The sequence below is a fragment of the Bradyrhizobium sp. SK17 genome, assembly GCF_002831585.1.
GTDB lineage: Bacteria > Pseudomonadota > Alphaproteobacteria > Rhizobiales > Xanthobacteraceae > Bradyrhizobium.
The window spans coordinates 3,634,712-3,652,245 of record NZ_CP025113.1 but is presented as its reverse complement, the minus strand read 5'-3'; the positions used below and the strand labels follow the sequence as shown (position 1 = coordinate 3,652,245).

At 66.2% G+C, this 17,534-nt stretch carries 13 protein-coding genes; 1 reads left to right on the top strand and 12 read right to left on the bottom strand.

What is annotated here, in order from left to right; all coding sequences use genetic code 11:
- Positions 1 to 32 precede the first annotated feature (32 nt).
- From CWS35_RS16870 to CWS35_RS16820, 11 genes are all read right to left on the bottom strand, one after another.
- Complete coding sequence (locus CWS35_RS16870; RefSeq protein WP_100952598.1) at positions 33 to 3,335, bottom strand: carboxyl transferase domain-containing protein; 3,303 nt, start codon at positions 3,333 to 3,335, stop codon at positions 33 to 35.
- Between the two features lie 210 nt (positions 3,336 to 3,545).
- Positions 3,546 to 4,430, bottom strand: coding sequence for an ABC transporter permease (locus CWS35_RS16865; RefSeq protein ID WP_100952597.1), 885 nt, complete (start codon positions 4,428 to 4,430; stop codon positions 3,546 to 3,548).
- The gene (locus CWS35_RS16860) at positions 4,427 to 5,383 is read right to left on the bottom strand and encodes an ABC transporter permease (RefSeq protein ID WP_024580787.1); all 957 of its coding nucleotides are present in this window, start codon (positions 5,381 to 5,383) and stop codon (positions 4,427 to 4,429) included. The genes CWS35_RS16865 and CWS35_RS16860 overlap by 4 nt, the downstream gene beginning before the upstream one ends.
- 120 nt (positions 5,384 to 5,503) lie before the next feature.
- Complete coding sequence (locus CWS35_RS16855; RefSeq protein ID WP_100952596.1) at positions 5,504 to 7,051, bottom strand: ABC transporter substrate-binding protein; 1,548 nt, start codon at positions 7,049 to 7,051, stop codon at positions 5,504 to 5,506.
- 18 nt (positions 7,052 to 7,069) lie between these two features.
- On the bottom strand, positions 7,070 to 8,074 hold the full coding sequence (locus tag CWS35_RS16850) for an ABC transporter ATP-binding protein (protein WP_024580785.1): 1,005 nt from the start codon (positions 8,072 to 8,074) through the stop codon (positions 7,070 to 7,072).
- Positions 8,071 to 9,147 carry an ABC transporter ATP-binding protein gene (locus tag CWS35_RS16845; protein WP_100952595.1) on the bottom strand — a complete coding sequence of 359 codons (1,077 nt, stop codon included), beginning with the start codon at positions 9,145 to 9,147 and terminating at the stop codon, positions 8,071 to 8,073. Before CWS35_RS16845 ends, CWS35_RS16850 begins: the two co-directional genes overlap by 4 nt.
- Positions 9,147 to 11,579, bottom strand: coding sequence for a CaiB/BaiF CoA-transferase family protein (locus CWS35_RS16840; protein WP_100952594.1), 2,433 nt, complete (start codon positions 11,577 to 11,579; stop codon positions 9,147 to 9,149). Before CWS35_RS16840 ends, CWS35_RS16845 begins: the two co-directional genes overlap by 1 nt.
- A gap of 184 nt (positions 11,580 to 11,763) precedes the next feature.
- Positions 11,764 to 13,221, bottom strand: a complete 1,458-nt coding sequence (locus tag CWS35_RS16835) for an amidohydrolase family protein (protein WP_100952593.1) — start codon at positions 13,219 to 13,221, stop codon at positions 11,764 to 11,766.
- An 84-nt stretch (positions 13,222 to 13,305) separates the two neighbouring features.
- The gene (locus tag CWS35_RS16830) at positions 13,306 to 14,331 is read right to left on the bottom strand and encodes an ABC transporter substrate-binding protein (RefSeq protein ID WP_100952592.1); all 1,026 of its coding nucleotides are present in this window, start codon (positions 14,329 to 14,331) and stop codon (positions 13,306 to 13,308) included.
- A gap of 41 nt (positions 14,332 to 14,372) precedes the next feature.
- Complete coding sequence (locus tag CWS35_RS16825; protein ID WP_100952591.1) at positions 14,373 to 15,149, bottom strand: ABC transporter permease; 777 nt, start codon at positions 15,147 to 15,149, stop codon at positions 14,373 to 14,375.
- 2 nt (positions 15,150 to 15,151) lie between these two features.
- Positions 15,152 to 16,006, bottom strand: coding sequence for an ABC transporter ATP-binding protein (locus tag CWS35_RS16820; protein ID WP_100956427.1), 855 nt, complete (start codon positions 16,004 to 16,006; stop codon positions 15,152 to 15,154).
- A 201-nt stretch (positions 16,007 to 16,207) separates the two neighbouring features.
- Here CWS35_RS16820 and CWS35_RS16815 point away from each other — a divergent pair, with 201 nt between their 5' ends.
- Positions 16,208 to 16,969 carry a GntR family transcriptional regulator gene (locus tag CWS35_RS16815; RefSeq protein WP_100952590.1) on the top strand — a complete coding sequence of 254 codons (762 nt, stop codon included), beginning with the start codon at positions 16,208 to 16,210 and terminating at the stop codon, positions 16,967 to 16,969.
- 123 nt (positions 16,970 to 17,092) lie between these two features.
- Here the strand turns inward: CWS35_RS16815 and CWS35_RS16810 are convergent, their stop codons facing one another.
- Positions 17,093 to 17,512 carry a hypothetical protein gene (locus tag CWS35_RS16810; protein ID WP_100952589.1) on the bottom strand — a complete coding sequence of 140 codons (420 nt, stop codon included), beginning with the start codon at positions 17,510 to 17,512 and terminating at the stop codon, positions 17,093 to 17,095.
- Positions 17,513 to 17,534 lie beyond the last annotated feature (22 nt).

Here is a 17,534-nt window from a genome sequence, read left to right as displayed (position 1 = left end):
CACCGAGAATGTTGCGCGACCCATCCCACGCATCACCACGCATCGATGCACGGCCGCTTCCGCGTCGTCCGCGGCTCAGGCTTCGGCACCGAGCGCAGGCCGGCCATGATCCAGTGCCTGGTGTCGGCGGGGTCGATCACCTCGTCGATCTCGAGCACCGAGGCGATCGAGACTGCCTTGCCGTTGGCGTAGAGCTCGGCGACCTTGGTCTGGAAATACTTCTCGCGCTCGACGGGATCCGCGATCGCCTCCATCTCCTTGCGGAAGCCGAGCCGGACATAGCCCTCCAGCCCCATGCCGCCGAACTCACCGGTCGGCCACGCCACCGTGAAGAACGAGGCGTGGAAGCCGCCGCCGATCATCGATTGCGCCCCTAAGCCATAGCCCTTGCGCAGCACGATTCCGAACAACGGCACCGTGATGCTGGCGCCGGTGACGAACATCCGCGCCACATGGCGGACGATCGCGGTCTTCTCGGCCTCGGGGCCGACCATGAAGCCCGGCGTGTCGCACAGCGAGACGATCGGGATGTCGAACGCATCGCACAGCTGCATGAAGCGCGCGGCCTTGTCGCCGGCCGCCGCATCGATCGCGCCGCCGAGATGTTTTGGATTGTTGGCGATCAGGCCGAACGGCTTGCCTTCGATGCGGATGAAGGCGGTGATCATGCCGACGCCGAATTCCTTTCGAATCTCCAGCACCGAACCTTCATCGGCGAGCAGGTCGATGACGTTGCGGATGTCATAGACCCGCAGACGGTTCTCCGGAATCGCGCGGCGCAGCAGCCGCTGGTCCGGCGCCTTCCAGTCGGCCACCGCGCCCTGGAAGTAGGACAGGTATTTCTGCGCCACCGCCGTGGCCTCTTCCTCGTCCTCGACCAGAATGTCGATCACGCCGTTCGGCGACTGGAACGAGACAGGGCCGACCTCGGCCGGGTGATAGACGCCGAGCCCGCCGCCCTCGATCATCGCCGGGCCGCCCATGCCGATCGAAGCATTTTTGGTGGCGATGATGACGTCGCAGACGCCGAGCATTGCGGCATTGCCGGCAAAGCAATAGCCCGAGACCACGCCGACCACCGGCACCAGCCCGGAGAGTTTTGCGAACTGCACGAAGGACGGGCCGTCGAGGCCGGTCATGCCGAGCCGGTCGGTGTCGCCGGGACGGCCGCCGCCACCCTCGGCATAGAACACCAGCGGCAGCCGCCACTGCTCGGTCAGCGAGAGCATGCGGTCGATCTTCTTGTGGTTCATGTGGCCCTGGGTGCCGGCCAGCACGGTGTAGTCGTAGGAGATCACCATGCAGCGCGCGCCTTCGGGGCCGAAATCCCTGGCGTTGACGGTGGCGACGCCCGATATCAGGCCATCGGCCGGCGTGTTCTTGATCAGGTCCTCGACCTTGCGGCGGCGGCGCTGCGCCGCGATCGCGAGCGAGCCGTATTCGACGAACGAGCCCTCATCGACCAGTTGCGCGATATTCTCGCGCGCGGTGCGCTGGTTGGTCTTGCGGCGGCGCTCCACCGAGGCCGGCCGGTTCTCGTCCAGCGTGATCGCCTTGCGCGCGATCAGCTCGGCGAGATCGGGCCGGATGTGATCGAGATCGATCGCAGCTTCCTCCGCCGCGTGATGACCATCGACCTCGGCCGGCTCGAGATACAGGATCGGATCACCATGCATCAGCGTGACGCCGACGCCGCCCGCGACCTTCGTCACCCGGCCGCCATGTGGTGCCGCGACCAGATGCTCCATCTTCATCGATTCCAGCACCGCGATCTGCTGGCCGGGACGGACCAGATCGCCCTCGGCGACCTCGATCGCCACGATCGTGCCCTGCAACGGCGCGGGCACCGGGAGCGAGCCTTCCGGCGCGGCTTCGATCACGACAGCCTTGGCCGTGGCCGCCTCGCTCACCTCGACCAGCGGCGCGGCGAGCTCCTTCGCGGTGCCGACCAGCGCCGCGACATGGCTGTCGATGAAGCCGGTGCTGATCTTGTTCCTTGCAAAGCTCTGGTGCGCGAGGATCGCGCTGAGGAACGGGATGTTGGTGGCGACGCCGCCGATCCGGAATTCGCGCAAGGTGCGCGATGCCTTGTGCACCACGTCGGTCCATTTCGGGCTCGGCGAATGCACGATGACTTTTGCCAGCAGCGAGTCGAACGCGGCGCTGGTCCGATAGCCGGAATAGCCGAACGTATCGACCCGGACGCCGGGCCCGGACGGCAGGTCGAACACGCTGAGCGTGCCGCCGGTCGGCTTGGTCTGCCCCTTCTCGTCCATCACCTCCATGTTGACGCGGAGCTGCATGGCGTAGCCGCGCGGCAGTGGCACTGAGGCTTGCGCAAGCCCGAGCGAGGCCAGCGTGGCACCGGCGGCGACCGCGAGCTGCGACCGCACCAGGTCGACGCCGAGCACTTCCTCGGTCACGGTATGCTCGACCTGGAGCCGCGGATTGGCCTCGATGAAGGCGAAGGCGCCCTCGCCTTCGCTTGCATCGTCGTCGACCAGGAATTCGAAGGTGCCGAGATTGTCGTAGTGCGCGGCGGTCGCGAGCTGCCTGGCCGCCTCGATGATGCGCCCGCGCAGGCTCTCACTCAGCGACGGGCTCGGCGCCACCTCGATGAGCTTCTGGTTGCGGCGCTGGATGGTGCATTCGCGCTCCCAGAGATGGCTGATCGCGCCATGGCGGTCGCCGATGATCTGCACCTCGATATGCCGCGCCTTGCGGATCAACCGCTCGACGTAAACCGCATCGCTGCCGAACGCCGCCTTGGCCTCGGACTGGCAGCGCGTATAGGCTTCGTCGAGCTTGGCCAGGTCCTCGACCACGCGCATGCCGCGGCCACCGCCGCCGGCGATCGCCTTGATCATCACGGCAGCATTGGCGCCGAGCGAGGTGAAGAACCCCTTCGCCTCGTCAAGTGACGTCGCGCCCGAGGTGCCAGCGATGATCGGCACGCCGCATGTCTTCGCCAGCGCCTTCGCCTTGGCCTTGTAACCGAACAGGTCGAGCGCTTCGGGGGATGGACCGACGAACGTGATCTTCTCCTCGGCACAGCGTCGCGCAAGCCCGGTGTTCTCGCTGAGGAAGCCGTAGCCTGGATGCAGCGCGTCGCAGCCGGCGGCCTTGGCCGCCGCGATGACAGCTTCGATGTCGAGATAGGCCCGCGCGCCGCGGCCGGGGATTTCCCGCGCCTCATCGGCGGAGCGGACATGCAGCGAGGCCGCATCATCGGCGGGATAGATCGCGACCGTGGCAAGGCCGCTATCGGCCGCCGCGCGGGCAATGCGGATCGCGATCTCGCCGCGGTTGGCAATCAGCAATTTCTTGAAGGACATGGGTGGTTCCGTGAGTTGCTCACCTCGCCCCGCTTGCGGGGAGAGGTCGAAGCCGAAGCGAAGCGTAGGCTTCGGGTGAGGGGGACTCTCCGCGAACCCGCTTGTGGAGAATCCCCTCACCCGAAATTCGCGCTGCGCGCAAATTTCGACCTCTCCCCGCAAGCGGGGCGAGGTGAACGAGCACGCGCGGCCAGGAGACATGATCATGCTCTAACGATCCTTCATCGTGGGATCGAGGACGACACGCAAGGATTCTCCCAGCGCATTGAACGCCAGGGAGACGACGAGAATGGCAAGGCCCGGCGCATACATCTGCTCGGGCGCAATCTCCATGTATTGATAGGCACGCGCCAGCATGGCGCCCCAGCTCGGATCCGGCGGCTGGATGCCGAGGCCGAGGAACGACAGGCTGGCTTCCGCCAGCAGCGCGGCGGCGAGCAGCAAGGTCACCTGCACGATGACCGGCTGCAACGTGTTCGGCAGCACGTGGCGCCACAGGATGTGCCAGGTCGGCGCGCCAAAGCCCCTGGACGCATCGACATAGAGCTCCTGCCGCACGATCAGCGTGCGGGCGCGGACGATGCGGGCCAGCGCCGGAAACATTGTGATGCCGATCGCGATCATGCCGTTGGTCAGCCCGATGCCGAGTGCGCCGGTCACCGCGATCGCCAGCACGATGGCCGGGAATGACAGGAAGGTATCGATGATGCGGCTGACGATGTCGTCGATCCAGCCGCCGAAATAGCCGGCGATCAGGCCGACCGGCAGCCCGATCAGGACCGCGACGCCGACCGCGAGCAGGCTGGCATAGACGGTGGCCGGCGCGCCATAGATCAGGCGCGAGAACACATCGCGACCGAGATCGTCGGTGCCGAGCAGATGCAGCGGTCCGGGCGGCGCCAGCATGTTGTTGACGTCCTGCGCAGTCGGCGCGTAGGGCGCGATCCATGGCGCGCCGATCGCGACGATGACCAGCACTGACAGCACCAGGATCGACAGCGCGGCCCGGAGGTCACCGGCGAGCCAGCGCAGCAGACGCCGCAGCCGGGTCGGCCTGGCCGGCGCCTTCGGGGATGCGAGCGCGGTATCGGTCATTGCTCGATCCTCGGATCGATCGCCGCGCATAGCAGATCGGCGATCAGGTTCACCGCGATCACCACCACCACCATGGTGAAGACGACGCCCTGCACGATCGGGAAATCGCGCTGGATCGCGCCGCGCACGATCAGGCTGCCGAGCCCGGGGATCGCGAACACCGCTTCGATCACCACGGTCGCAGCCAGCATGCGGTTGACCAGGAGGCTGATGATCGTCAGCAGATTGACGCCGACATTCTTCAGCCCGTGCTGCCAGAGGATGCGGGACATCGACAGCCCCTTGGCATGCAGGGTGCGGACATATTGCGACGACAGCACCTCCAGCAACGCACCGCGGAGCTGGCGTGCCACCTCCGCCATGCCGTAGGCCGCGATCGCGATCCCCGGCAGCAGCGCGTGCCTGATCGCATCGATCGGCGAGGCGCTGAAGGATTTCGCGCCGGTCGCCGGCAGCCAGTTCAGCTTCAGCGAGAATTCCGCGACCAGGATCATCGCCAGCCAGAAGCCGGGCACCGCGACGCCGAGCGAGGCGATCATGCTGATCAGCTTGTCGATCCAGCCGTTCGGCTTGATCGCGGCAATCACGCCCATCGGGATGCCGGTCGCCAGCGCCAGCACCAGCGCGATCACGACGATCAGCAGCGTGTTCGGGAAAGCGCGCCCGATCGAATCGGCGACCTTCTCGCCGGTCAGCAGTGATTGCGAGAGATCGCCCTGCACGACATGGCCGAGCCAGGCGCCATATTGCACCAGGAACGGCCGGTCCAGACCATAGAGCTGCCTGATCTCGGTAATCCGCGCATCGGTGGCGTTGTCGCCTGCCAGCGTCACGGCGATGTCGCCGGGCACCAGCTTGAGCAGCGCGAACACCATCAAGGTCGCGAGCACGATCACGGGCAGCGCCTGCAACAGGCGGCTGCCGATGACCTTGACTGGTGACCGTCGCGCCATCGTTAAAGCACGATGAGATTGTGATGGAACATCATCGTGCTCTAACTCCTTTTCTGAGCATGATCTGGTTTCTGAGCATGATCTGGTTCGGAAAACCGCTTCGCACTTTTCCGGATCATGCTAGCTCTCCAGCCAGACGTCGTCGTATTTCGGCTTGCCGAGCAGGTTCGGCCGATAGCCCTGCACCTTCTTGTTCATGGCAACCAGCTCGAACTGGAACGCCAACGGCACCACGAAGGCGTTCTCCATCACCAGCCGCTGCACCGCGGCGAAGGCCTTGCGCCTGACCTCGATATCCTCAGAGGCCCGCGAGTCCTTGATCGCGGCCTCGAGCTCCGGGGGCACGCCCGCGCGGCCGGCATTGAAATAGGCGTCCTTGGTGAACATCAGCGAATAGGTCAGACTCGGGTCGGGCCGCCCGGTCCAGGCCGAGAGCAACCCGGCGCCCTTCTTCTCCGCACCGAAGAAGGCGGCAGAGGCTTCCGCGACCGTGCCGTTGACGAACTTCACGTTGATACCGGCCTTGCGCAATTGCTCGATCAGGATCTCCTCGCGCTGCACCGAATCCTGATCGGTGTAGCCACCGATCTCGATCGGGGTGCCTTCCTTGAAGCCGGCCTCGGCGAGCAGCTTACGTGCCTTGTCGGGATCGTAGGGATAGAGTTTCGCGACCTCGGCATCATAGGCCCAGTGCGCCTTGGGCAGGTTCATGTAGGCCGGCTCGGCCAGGCCTGCGAGCGCGGCCTTGACAAAGGCCTCGCGATCGATCGCGAAGTTCAGCGCCTGGCGGACCTTGACGTTGTCGAACGGCGGCTTCGCCCAGTTCAGGAAGATCTGGAACACATAGAGCGTCGGGCCGTGCACCACCTTGACGCTCGACGCGCGTTCGATGATCGCCTTCTGCCGCGGCGGCAGCTGATAGATCAGGTCGTTCTGGCCCGCCGAGACCGAGCGTGCGCCCGTCGTCAGCTCCGGAATGATCGAGAATTCGATGCCGTCGGGATAGGGCCGGTTCGGCTTCCAGTATTTCTCGTTGCGCTTGACCACGATCTTCTCGCCGTCGGCCCAGCTCACGAAGGCGTAGGCGCCGGCGCCGACCGGCTTGCGGGTCACGACGCCGCCGTCGGCCGCCTTTAATGCCGTCGGCGACACCATCATGCCGGCGCGATCGGACAGGATGCCCGGCAAGGCCGTATCCGGCGTCTTCAGTTTCAGCGTGACCTGCTGCGGGCCGGTGACCTCGACCGCGTCGACCGACAGCAGATCGGCCTTGATGTTCGACTTCGCATCGCTGCGGTTGCGATCGAGGTTGAATTTCACGGCTTCCGCATCGAGCGGCGTGCCGTCATGGAAGCTGACACCCGAGCGGATGTTGAGCACCAGCGTACTGGGATCGGTGAACTTCCAGCTCTCGGCAAGTCCCGGCTTGGGCTTCAGCGTCTCGAATTCCCACTCGACCAGCGTGTCGTACATCGTGAACAGGAAGGCGTGGTCGGAGCCGGCGCCGCCGGTGGCGGGGTCGAGGCTCGACGGATTGGCCGGCGCCGAGATCCGCAAGGTGCCGCCCTTCTTCGGCGCGGCTTGCGCGAACACGCGGCCGCCGATGGTCGTGCTGGCCAGTGCGCCCGAGAGCAACGCCATCACCTCGCGTCGTGTCGTCATTGTCATGGCATCCCTCCGGTGCGTTCAATTGGGCGAAAAATTCGGGCGGTCGGCGAAGTGGCAGGCCACCCAGTGATCGGGCTTCAGCTCGCGCCACTCCGGCACGCGCTCGGTGCAGAGCGGCTGCGCATGCGGGCAGCGGGTGCGGAAACGGCAGCCCGACGGCGGATCGATCGGGCTCGGCACTTCGCCTTGCAGCACGATGCGGCTATCCTGCCGCATCGACGAAGGCAGCGGCCGTGGCTCGGCCGAGAGCAGCGCGATCGTGTAGGGATGCAGCGGCCGCTCGGCGACCTCCTCGGTCGGGCCGAGCTCGACGAACTGGCCGAGATACATCACCGCGACACGCTCGCTGATATGCGACACCACGGCGAGATCGTGGGTGATGAAGACGTAGGTCAGGCCGAGGTCGCGTTGCAGATCGGCGAACAGGTTGAGCACGTCGCCGCGGATCGACATGTCGAGCGCCGCCACCACCTCGTCGCAGACGATCAGTTTCGGCTTCAGGGTCAGCGCGCGGGCAATCACGACGCGCTGCTTCTGGCCGCCGGACAGCTGGTGCGGATAGCGCTCGCCGAACTCCTGCGGCAGGCCGACGCGCTCCAGCGCCTCCCTCGCCTGCCGCTCGCGCGCAGCACGGTCGCCGATGCGGGCGAGCTCCAGCGGCTCCAGCACCGAGGCGAGGATGGTCATGCGCGGGTTCAGCGCGGCGTTCGGGTCCTGGAAGATGATCTGGTAGTCGCGGCGGTGGTGCTGGAATTGCCCGCGCGACAGCGCCAGCGGATCGATGCCGTCATGCAGGATGGCGCCGGCGCTGGGTTTCAGCAGGAACACCAGCGCGCGGCCGATCGTGGTCTTGCCCGATCCGGACTCGCCGATGATGCCGAAGGTCTCGCCGCGCCGGACGTCGAAATTGACGCCGTCGACCGCCTTCACGGTGGCGCGGCGGTCCGAGGTCTGGAAGCGGACCTGGAGGTCACGCACCGAGATAATGGCGTCGCGGCGGGGCTCGGGAGTGGCTGCGGTCATTGGCGCGCGACCCTCGCGCCTGTGGCAGTGTCGGGCGGATGCAGCGCGCCGGGTAGATTGAGCTCGGCGAAGCGATGGCAGCGCACCTTGCGGCCGCCGCCGGCGTCCTGCAATGCCTGCTCCGTCTCGCAGCCTTTCGCCGCATGCGCGCAGCGGGCGCGGAAGCGGCATCCGGCCGGCATCTCGGCAATCGACGGCACCCGGCCCGGGATCGACGGCAGCCGGCCGTGGCGCGGGCTCAAATGCGGCAGCGAGCGCAGCAGGCCCGACGTATAGGGATGCAGCGGCCGCACCAGCGCCTCGTCGACGGTGGCGTCCTCGATCACCTCGCCGGCATACATCGTGATCATGCGCGTGCAGGTTTCGGCAACGACGCCGAGATCGTGGGTGATCAGCATCAGTGCGGTCTTCGAGGTCTCGCTGATGTCGCGCAGCAGTTCGAGGATCTGCGCCTGCACGGTGACGTCGAGCGCGGTGGTCGGCTCGTCCGCGATCAGCAGTTGCGGCCCGCAGATCAGGCTGGCGGCGATCATCACGCGCTGGCGCATGCCGCCGGAGAGCTGATGCGGATAGTCGTCGATCCGCCGCTGCGGCGAGGCGATGCCGACGCGGCGCAGCATCTCCAGCGTCTTCGCGCGCGCTTCCTCATGGGAAACATCGGTATGGACGCGCAGCGTCTCGGCGATCTGGTGGCCGACGGTGAAGACCGGATCGAGCGCGCTCATCGGCTCCTGGAAGATCATCGCGATGCGCTTGCCGCGGATGGCACGCATCTGCCGCGTGCTGCATGACGCCAGGTCGGCGCCGTCGAACAGGATCTTGCCGTCGAGCCCGGCAAAATTGCCCGGCAACAGGCGCAGGATCGACAGCCCGGTGATGGTCTTGCCGCAACCGCTCTCGCCGACGATGCCGATCCGCTCGCCGGGCGCGACGTCGAAGTCGATCCGGCGCGTCGCCTGCCAGATGCCCTGCGAGGTCTTGAAACGGATGCCGAGCCCGCGCACGGACAGCAGCGGCCGCGCGCCGTCGCGCGCACCGTCCGCCTTGCGCTGTGCCGGTTGGCCGGTTTCCATCAGCCCGCCGCCCGCTTGTTCTCTTTCACCAACTGCTCATCCATCAGCATCTCGGTGCCGATGATGCCCTCACGCGCGAGCTCGTCGAGCTCGGCATCGGAGAGGCCGAGCATGCCGCCGAGGATCTCGCGGTTGTGCTCGCCGAGCGTCGGCGGCACCGAGCGGATCGCGAACGGCGCATCGCCTTCGCGGAACGGCATCGATGGCTGCGGATGCCTGCCGATGAAGGCGCGGTCGACGTCCTGGATGAAGCCACGGGCATGCAGCTGCGGATCTTTCAGAAGATCGATCGGCAGCCGTGCCACGCCCGACGCGACGCCGGCGGATTGCAGCACACCCATCGCCGCATCGGCATCGCGCGTCGAGGTCCAGGCCGTGATCGCAGCCTCGATCTCAGCCTCGATGGCACGACGGCCCGCGGCGGTCCTGAGCGTCTCGTCCCTCGCCCAGTCCGCGCGGCCGAGCAGCCGCGCGAGCTTCGGCCACATCGCATCGTCGGAGACCGCGACCATGATCCAGTTGTCGTCGCCGGCACAGCGGAAACAGCCATGCGGCACGAAGTCCGGATGGCGGTTGCCATGTTTCGCCGGCGGCTTGCCGTCGATCGAATGCGCCACGATCCAGGGCGCGGCGAACGGCATCATGCATTCGATCTGCGCGAGATCGATGAACTGGCCCTGCCCGGTCAGCCTGGCGTGGATCAACGCGGTCAACACCGCGGCCGCGCCGTTGAGGCCGCCGACCGCGTCACCGAATGCGGTGTGGCTCATCACCGGCGGCCCGCCGGCATCGCCGACCACGCTCGGCAGGCCGGAGCCCTGCTCCAGCGTCGAACCATAGGCGCGGCAATCGCGATGCACGCTGCCGGCGCCGAACGCCGACATCGACATCATCACGAGCTTCGGATTGATCTTGCTCAGCACGTCGTAGCCGAGGCCGAGCTTGGGCAGCACCTCGACCGAGTAATTGTCGACCACGAGATCGGCATCGGCGAGCAGGCGCTTGGCCAGCGCAAGCCCCTTCGGCCGCGTCAGGTCCAGCGTGATGCCGCGCTTGTTGCGGTTCATGATGCAGTAGCGCAGCTGCTTCTCGTACATCTGCTCCAGCACATAGGCCGGGCGGCGGTCGACGCCGCGCCACCAGTCCGGGTACTGGATCGCCTCGATCTTGATGACGTCGGCGCCGAGATCGGCCAGCGTGCGGGTGCAGATCGGTCCCGCCCAGCCCATCGAGAAGTCGACCACACGAACACCTTCGAGTGGCAGGCGGCTGGTCGCGGATGGCTTCGGCACCGGCACGCGCGGCGCGGCGGTACGCCCGGCCTGCGGCTCGCCGATGTCAGGCACGCGGCCTCCCGGCAGCGGCGGCGTCGCCGTCAACCGCTGCACCGTGCCGCAGGAGAAGCCGCTTTCCTCGCCGATCGTGATCGGGACGATGGCGCCGCGCGAACGCTTCTCCTGGTCCGCGATGAGATCCGCTATCTCCGGCACCGGCACGATCGGGATCTTGCGCTTGAGACTTTCGGCAAACCATTCCTGCGCGGTGTGCTGCTTCAGCTTCGGCAGGATCTTGCCTTCGATCTCGGCGACGCGTTGCAGCCGATCGACGCCCATGAACAGCGTCGGATCGTCGCGCAGCTCGGTCAGGCCCAGCATCTCGCAGAACGAACGCCACTGCGCCGGGGTCACCGTGGTGACGCCGAGCCAGCCCTGCTTGGTCTGGTAGATGCCGACCGGAAAGGTCGGCCAGAACCGGTTGACGCCGATCCGCCGCATGATGTCGCCGCGCGAGAACGATTCGAACATGATGTATTCGGTGACGGCGATGCTGGCCTCGAATTGGCTGAGATGGCTGATCCGACCACGCCCGTCCTGCATGCGACCGAGCACGGAGGACGCGGTTGCGATGAAGCCCCACAGCCCGCCGAGAATGCCGACCTGGAAATCCGGCGCGTGCATCGGCGGCCCCTGCTCGGGCCCGACCAGCTTCACCAGGCCGGCGAGCGCCCGGATCGTCGAGTCGGTCGCGACGAAATCGGCATAGGGACCGCGATCGCCGAACCATGCGAGATCGAGATGGATCAGGCCGGGATTATCGCGCTTGAGCGCGGCGAGATCGATGTCGGGACAATCGGCTGCGGCGATGCCACGCCCGTCGAGCAGGATGTCGCATCCGGCGACCAACTCGCGCAAGCGCGCGGCGGCATTGGCCTCATGCTTGTCGAGAACGACGCTCGACTTGTTGAAATTGAGAAACGCAAACCATGCGCTGTGGCCTTGCGGCGTCAGCGGCGCGGTGCGTCGAAGCGGATCGCCCGCGGGCGGCTCGATCTTCTGCACGTCGGCGCCGAAATCGGCGAACAGCCGCGCGCAATAGCTCGTCGCCGCAGCGCTTCCGATCTCGACTATCCGCAAATGCGACAACGCGCCCATCAGGCTTCCTCGCGAGCAACATGACCAGCCGGTGACGGAGCGACTGACTCAGTTTCTTGTTGCCGATCTTGAAGCCGCGCGGACTGTGTGATGCAAGTGGAATTTTCTTCCGCTTGACGGAATTAGCGCGTTCGACTGCGCTACGACCGCATCTGGCGCTCGGCGTGAAGCGACGATTGCGCCGCTAATTGCAGGTGAGCTGCGCCTCGAACCAGTGTCGCAGCGCGTTCGAAAGTCGCGGCCATGCGCGCAAGACATGCGCGTATGTGGCGCAGCTCGCACGATGGATGCCGCACAGTTCCAGCTCGATGGCCGGAAGATCAACACCAAGGCACCGGCCTACCTTGGCGACGGTGCGACCATCGACCACAAGCCGATCGACCAGCGACGCATTGCCGCGCGCGAACAGCAGCTCGAGCGGATCGGCATCGAGAATCTGATCGCGTTCGAGGCGGTCGAGATCGATGCTGACGAAATCGGCCGGCGCACCGACGGCAAGCTCGCCCGTTCCCGGGGCGCCGACGGCACGGCGGCCATTGCGGATCGCGAGCGCGAAGAATTCCGGCACCGTCCAGCCGCGCTTGAAGCCGAGGCCGCCGTGCATCATCTGCACCAGCCGCATCTCGCGCAGGATGTCATCGTCTTCATCGAGCGCCAGACCATCGACGCCGACCGCGATCGCGCAGCCGCATTCGTGTGCCGCGGCGATCGGCGCCAGTCCCGAGCGCAGATGCAGATTGGACGAGAAATTGGTGACGATGCGGGCGCCGGACGCCGCGATCATCTCGATCTCGTCGGGCCGCGCGTGGATGCAATGCGCCAGCGTCAGCCGTTCCGAAAGCAGGCCGATATCGCGGAGATAGCGGACGACGCCGCCGGGAAAATACTGATCGGCCCACCTGCGTTGATAGATCGTCTCGAGCAGATGCATGTGAACGCGGCGGCCGGTCTGCGCGGAGTTTTCCGCGACCGCCTCAAGCAGCGGCTTCGAGCACCACTGCACGCCGGCGGGACCGAGCTGCACATCGACCTTCGGCCCGGCGATCGCCGCGGCGATGGCATCGGTCAGCTCGATATGGGCTTTCGGCGACATCGGGGCCCGAACAAACAACTGCTCGATCGTGCTGCGGTCGTCGCCGGCGAGCGCTGCGAGCACCGGCTCGCTGTCGCCATAGACGATCGGGTTCTGGTCGCGCACCGCGATCGCAAACGCGATGCGGATGCCGACGTCGCTGGCGGCGCGCGCGATCGCCCGGGCTTCCTCGACCAGCGGCATGGTGCCGCTCGGACGCGTGTAGTGCACCATCATCGCGGCGCAGCCGGCCTGCGCCGCACGAGCGAACGCCGCGGCCGCGGCCAGATAGGGATCGACCGGCGTGCCCAGCACCGTGCGCAGGATCCAGCTCTCCAAGGGCATGCCGACCGCGCCGAAACTCGACGCCCGCGGGCGGGCGTGATCGTGGGCGTTGACGAAGGCGGGCAGGATCAGGCAGCGCGGGCCGGTCGCGGGGCTCGCGGCTGCGGAGATATCGGTGATGACGCCGGCGTCATGATGGAGCACGACGTCGTTGCGGATGCCGCCGTCGGGACCGGAGAACAAGCGGGTTGCCGTGACGTCCATCGCAACGTCCTCCGCCGTCATTGCGAGGATCGAAGCGACGAAGCAATCCAGCTATCCCGAGCCGAGACCTGGATTGCTTCGCTTCGCTCGCAATGACGGGCTATGTCAATTCGCGGTGTACACCAACTCCCGCTCCGCCCGCGGCGGCAGGAAATCACGCGAAAACACTTCGGCCGGGGTCGGCGTGCGGGCGAGTTGGTAGCCCTCGACGATGAAGCCGATGGCGCGGGCCATGCGGTCGTCCTTGACGTCGCCGATGCCGATCTCCTTCATCTCCGGCGAGACGATCAGCTTCTCGAAGGAATATTGCAGCCGGCGCTTCTCGACGTCGACATTGATCAGATTGTCGTAGTTGAGCGCGGCCTTCATGGCGGCGTTCTGGTCCTTGGCGACCGCGATCGCGCCCTTGTTGATGGCGCGGACGAGGCCGGCCACCGCCTTCGGGTTCGACGCGATCAGCTTGCGCGACACCATCACGCCGTTGGAATAGAGATCGAGCCCGTAGTCGCCGAACGAGAACCATTTGAAGTCCTTGTCGGGATCCTGGCGGTTCAGCACCAGGTTGAAGTAGCTCGTGATGTTGAACACCAGCGCGGCGTCGATATCGCCCTTGATCAGCATCGGCTCTTGCAGGTTCGGCGCCATGTTGGAGATCTTGATCTTGTCGCCGTCGAGCCCGTTCTTGTGCACGAACACCGGCAGCAGCCGCGTGGTCGGCGTGCCCTGCGCGCCGCCCAGCGTATGGCCCTCGAAATCCTTGATCGACTTGATGCCGCTCGAATTCTTGGCGACGATCGCGAACGGCGGCTGGTTCCACATCATGTAGACCATCACAGGCGCATCCTGCGGCCTGGCCGCAGCATTCTGGATGATCGCGTTGACGTCGCCGAAGCCTGCGTCGTAGGCGCCCGACATGATGCGCGTCACCGTGGCGCCGGAGCCCTCGCCCTGGTCGATCACGACGTTGAGGCCTTCCTCCTTGAAGTAGCCGTGATCCTTGGCGTAGAAGAACGCGGCATCCGAGCCTTGCGTCTTCCAGCCCAGCGTAAACTTGATGGTGGTTTCCTCGGCGCGAGCGGGCGCGGCCACCATGGCAAGTCCCAGCAACGCGGCGCTTATTGTCTTCAGCATGACGACCTCCTCAACTTCGGTGAATGGCGATGGCGTGAGACTCAGGTGGCGATGACATTGTCCTTGCGTGTCGCCCAGCCCGTCACCTGGCCCTCGATCAGCGAGAACAGCACGTAGAGTGCGACGCCGAGCCCGGCGAGCACGAACAGCCCGGCGAACACCAGCGGCACGTTGAAATTGGAGGATGCGGTCATCATCACATTGCCGATGCCGCGGTTCGAGGCGACGGTCTCCGACAGCACCGCGCCGACGAACGCGTAGGACACCGCGACCTTCAGCGAGGCGAAGAAGAACGGCATCGTGCGCGGCAGCCCGACATTCCACAGGATGTCGAACTTGCTGGCGCCGAGCGCCTTCAGGACATCTTCGAGCTCCGGCTCGGTGGTGGCGAGGCCGGTTGCGATGTTGACGACGATCGGAAAGAAGCAGATCGACAGCGAGGTCAGCACTGCCGGCACCGTGCCGGAGCCGAACCACAGCACGAAGATCGGCACCACAGCGACCTTCGGGATCGACGAGAACCCGACCAGCAGCGGATAACAGGTGTCGTAGGCGGTTTTCGACACCCCGATCACGGCACCGAGCGCGACGCCGAGGGCCACGCCGAGCACGAAGCCGATCATCGTGGTCACCAGCGTCTGCACGATATGGGGCCACAGGATCGGGAATTTCTCGAACAGCGTGACGAAGACCTGCGACGGCCGCGGCAGCACCAGGTCCGACATCCCCGTCATCACGCAGAACAGTTCCCAGGCGACGAAGAACAGCACGATCAACGCGGCGGACCAGGCCTTCTGCCGGATATCTGACACGGACATGGTCAGGCTCCCTCTCGCGCGGCGCTGCGCGCATCGACGATGAAGGCGCGGAGCTTCTGGTTGAGCGCGACGAAATCCGGCTCGAAGGTCATCGCCACGGTGCGCGGCCGGGCAAAGTCGACCCGGGAGTCATCGAGGATGCGGCCGGGCCGCGCGCTCATCACGCAGATGCGGCTCGCCAGGAATCCGGCCTCGCGCAGATCGTGGGTGACCAGCAGCACGGTCGGCTTGTGGGTCATCCAGAGTGCTTGCAGGATTCCCCACAGCTCCTCGCGGGTGAACTGGTCGAGCGCGCCGAACGGCTCGTCGAGCAACAGCATGCGCGGCTCGTGGATCAATGCGCGGCACAGATTGGCGCGCTGGAGCATGCCGCCGGAAAGCTGCCACGGATAGCGGCCGCCAAAGCCCTTCAGCCCGACCTGTTCGAGCAGCGCATTGGCCTTGTCACGGAATTCGGTCTTGCGCAGCCTGCGGAACTGCGAGCGGAACGGCTCGACGATCTTCAGCGGCAGCATGATGTTCTTTTCGATCGTCATCCACGGCAGCATGGTCGGGTTCTGGAACGCCATGCCGACCCGCATCGCGCGCGCCGCGACCTCGCGGCCACCGACGATGACGACACCGGTGGTCGGCCGCGCCAGGCCTGAGACCAGCCGCAGGATGGTGGACTTGCCGCAGCCGGACGGGCCGACCAGCGCGACGAACTCGCCGTCGGCGATCCGCAGCGTGGTTTTTGACAAAGCCGGCACGGCGCGGGCGCCGCGGCCGAAGGTGACGGAGGCTTCCGACAGCTCGATGGCAGTCGGCGCGGATCCGGCGGCCATCGGCTCGCCGGCGAAATCGGAATTTGGTTGCATGCGCATCACGAGCAAAGTGCATGCAAGCTGGATGCCAGCAGTCGCCCCATTGAAAATCAAGGGGATCGCGCGGACGGCGCCCGCAACGCCGGATTCCTTTTAGGCAATCTACAGCCCAAACTGCATGCAATTGGGGCGCCCGATTGTTTTGCCGGTATGATAGAGAGGACTTGAAGCAGCTTTCGAGAAGGATTCGCGGCAATGGCGGCGCGTGCCGACACCAGCAAGACGGCTGAATCGTCCGACAAGGTCAGCGTGATCTGCCGCGCGCTGCGGCGGGCGATCATCGAGCAGGCGCTGGAGCCCGGCGCAAAACTGCCCGAGGACTCGCTGGGCGAACGCTTCGGCGTCAGCCGCACCATCGCGCGGCATGCGCTCGGGCAACTCGCCGCCGAAGGCCTGGTCGAGCTGCGCCGCAACCGCATCGCCGTGGTGGCGACGCCGAGTTGGCAGGAGGCGCGCGATGCCTTCGACATCCGCATCGAGCTGGAGCGGCTGGTGGTGCGGCAACTCGCCGGCAAGCTGACCAAGGCACAGATCGCCGAACTGACTGCCCATGTCGACGCCGAGGATCGCGCCCGCGACGGCACCGACGCGGTATCGATCCGGCTCGCCACCGAATTCCACATCCTGCTCGCCCATATGACGAACAGCCCGATCCTGGTGCGCTATGTCAGCGAGGTCGCCTATCGCTGCTGCCTGACGCTGTCGCTGTACAGCCGGCCGCATTCATCGGAATGCGCGATCAACGAGCACCGCGCGATCATCGGAGCGCTGGTGAAGGGCGACGCCGACAAGGTGATGGGGCTGATGCACAGCCATCTGGACTCGGTCGCGACCCGCGCCCTCGTCGCGCCGACACCGCAGCGCGGCCGGGATCTGCTGGATATTCTGGCGCCCTATGCCGATGAGGCGAGCGGCGACCGGGTGGTGAAGCTGCCGAAGGCAGCGCGGGGAAGGTAACCCCATTTCGGCGTCATCGCCCGGCCGTGACCGGGCGATCCAGTATTCCAGAGGCATTCGTGATCCACCGAGAAGCCGCGGCGTACTGGATGCCCCCGCTTGAAGCGGCGCATGACAGCGGGGCTACCCCTCGATCCCCCGCTGCACCAGAATCCGCTCGGCGCTGTCGTTCCAGACGTCCATCTTGACGATCTGCCCGCCCGTCACCACGAAGCGGTCGACGTAGCGGTTGCCTTCGAACGGCGTGCCGTCGATCCATTCGCCGTAGAGCGTGCCGACGCTGTAAACGACGGTCTCGCCGGCGCCGGGACAGACGTCGAAACGGTCCATCTTCTTCTTCACCCAGCGATAGCGCCTGGCGTTGAAGCCAGTCGGCCCGCGCGGATGGTCGAATTCACGTCCGCCGGTGAAGGTGATCACGGTGCCCGGCTTCATATAGGCGGCCGCCGCGTCGGGATCGGGGATCATTGACGCCGTCAGATAGGCCTCGACGATCTCGGCATCGGTCAGCGGGCGGGCATTGGTTTCGGCGGTGACGGACATGACGGGGCTCCAAGGATCGTCA

Bases quoted from the DNA above. Each gene is read 5' to 3' on its own strand.
- CWS35_RS16870 (WP_100952598.1), bottom strand. From the start codon at position 3,335: ATGTCCTTCAAGAAATTGCTGATTGCCAACCGCGGCGAGATCGCGATC.
- CWS35_RS16865 (WP_100952597.1), bottom strand. From the start codon at position 4,430: ATGACCGATACCGCGCTCGCATCCCCGAAGGCGCCGGCCAGGCCGACC.
- CWS35_RS16860 (WP_024580787.1), bottom strand. From the start codon at position 5,383: ATGGCGCGACGGTCACCAGTCAAGGTCATCGGCAGCCGCCTGTTGCAG.
- CWS35_RS16855 (WP_100952596.1), bottom strand. From the start codon at position 7,051: ATGACAATGACGACACGACGCGAGGTGATGGCGTTGCTCTCGGGCGCA.
- CWS35_RS16850 (WP_024580785.1), bottom strand. From the start codon at position 8,074: ATGACCGCAGCCACTCCCGAGCCCCGCCGCGACGCCATTATCTCGGTG.
- CWS35_RS16845 (WP_100952595.1), bottom strand. From the start codon at position 9,147: ATGGAAACCGGCCAACCGGCACAGCGCAAGGCGGACGGTGCGCGCGAC.
- CWS35_RS16840 (WP_100952594.1), bottom strand. From the start codon at position 11,579: ATGGGCGCGTTGTCGCATTTGCGGATAGTCGAGATCGGAAGCGCTGCG.
- CWS35_RS16835 (WP_100952593.1), bottom strand. From the start codon at position 13,221: ATGACGGCGGAGGACGTTGCGATGGACGTCACGGCAACCCGCTTGTTC.
- CWS35_RS16830 (WP_100952592.1), bottom strand. From the start codon at position 14,331: ATGCTGAAGACAATAAGCGCCGCGTTGCTGGGACTTGCCATGGTGGCC.
- CWS35_RS16825 (WP_100952591.1), bottom strand. From the start codon at position 15,149: ATGTCCGTGTCAGATATCCGGCAGAAGGCCTGGTCCGCCGCGTTGATC.
- CWS35_RS16820 (WP_100956427.1), bottom strand. From the start codon at position 16,006: ATGCAACCAAATTCCGATTTCGCCGGCGAGCCGATGGCCGCCGGATCC.
- CWS35_RS16815 (WP_100952590.1), top strand. From the start codon at position 16,208: ATGGCGGCGCGTGCCGACACCAGCAAGACGGCTGAATCGTCCGACAAG.
- CWS35_RS16810 (WP_100952589.1), bottom strand. From the start codon at position 17,512: ATGTCCGTCACCGCCGAAACCAATGCCCGCCCGCTGACCGATGCCGAG.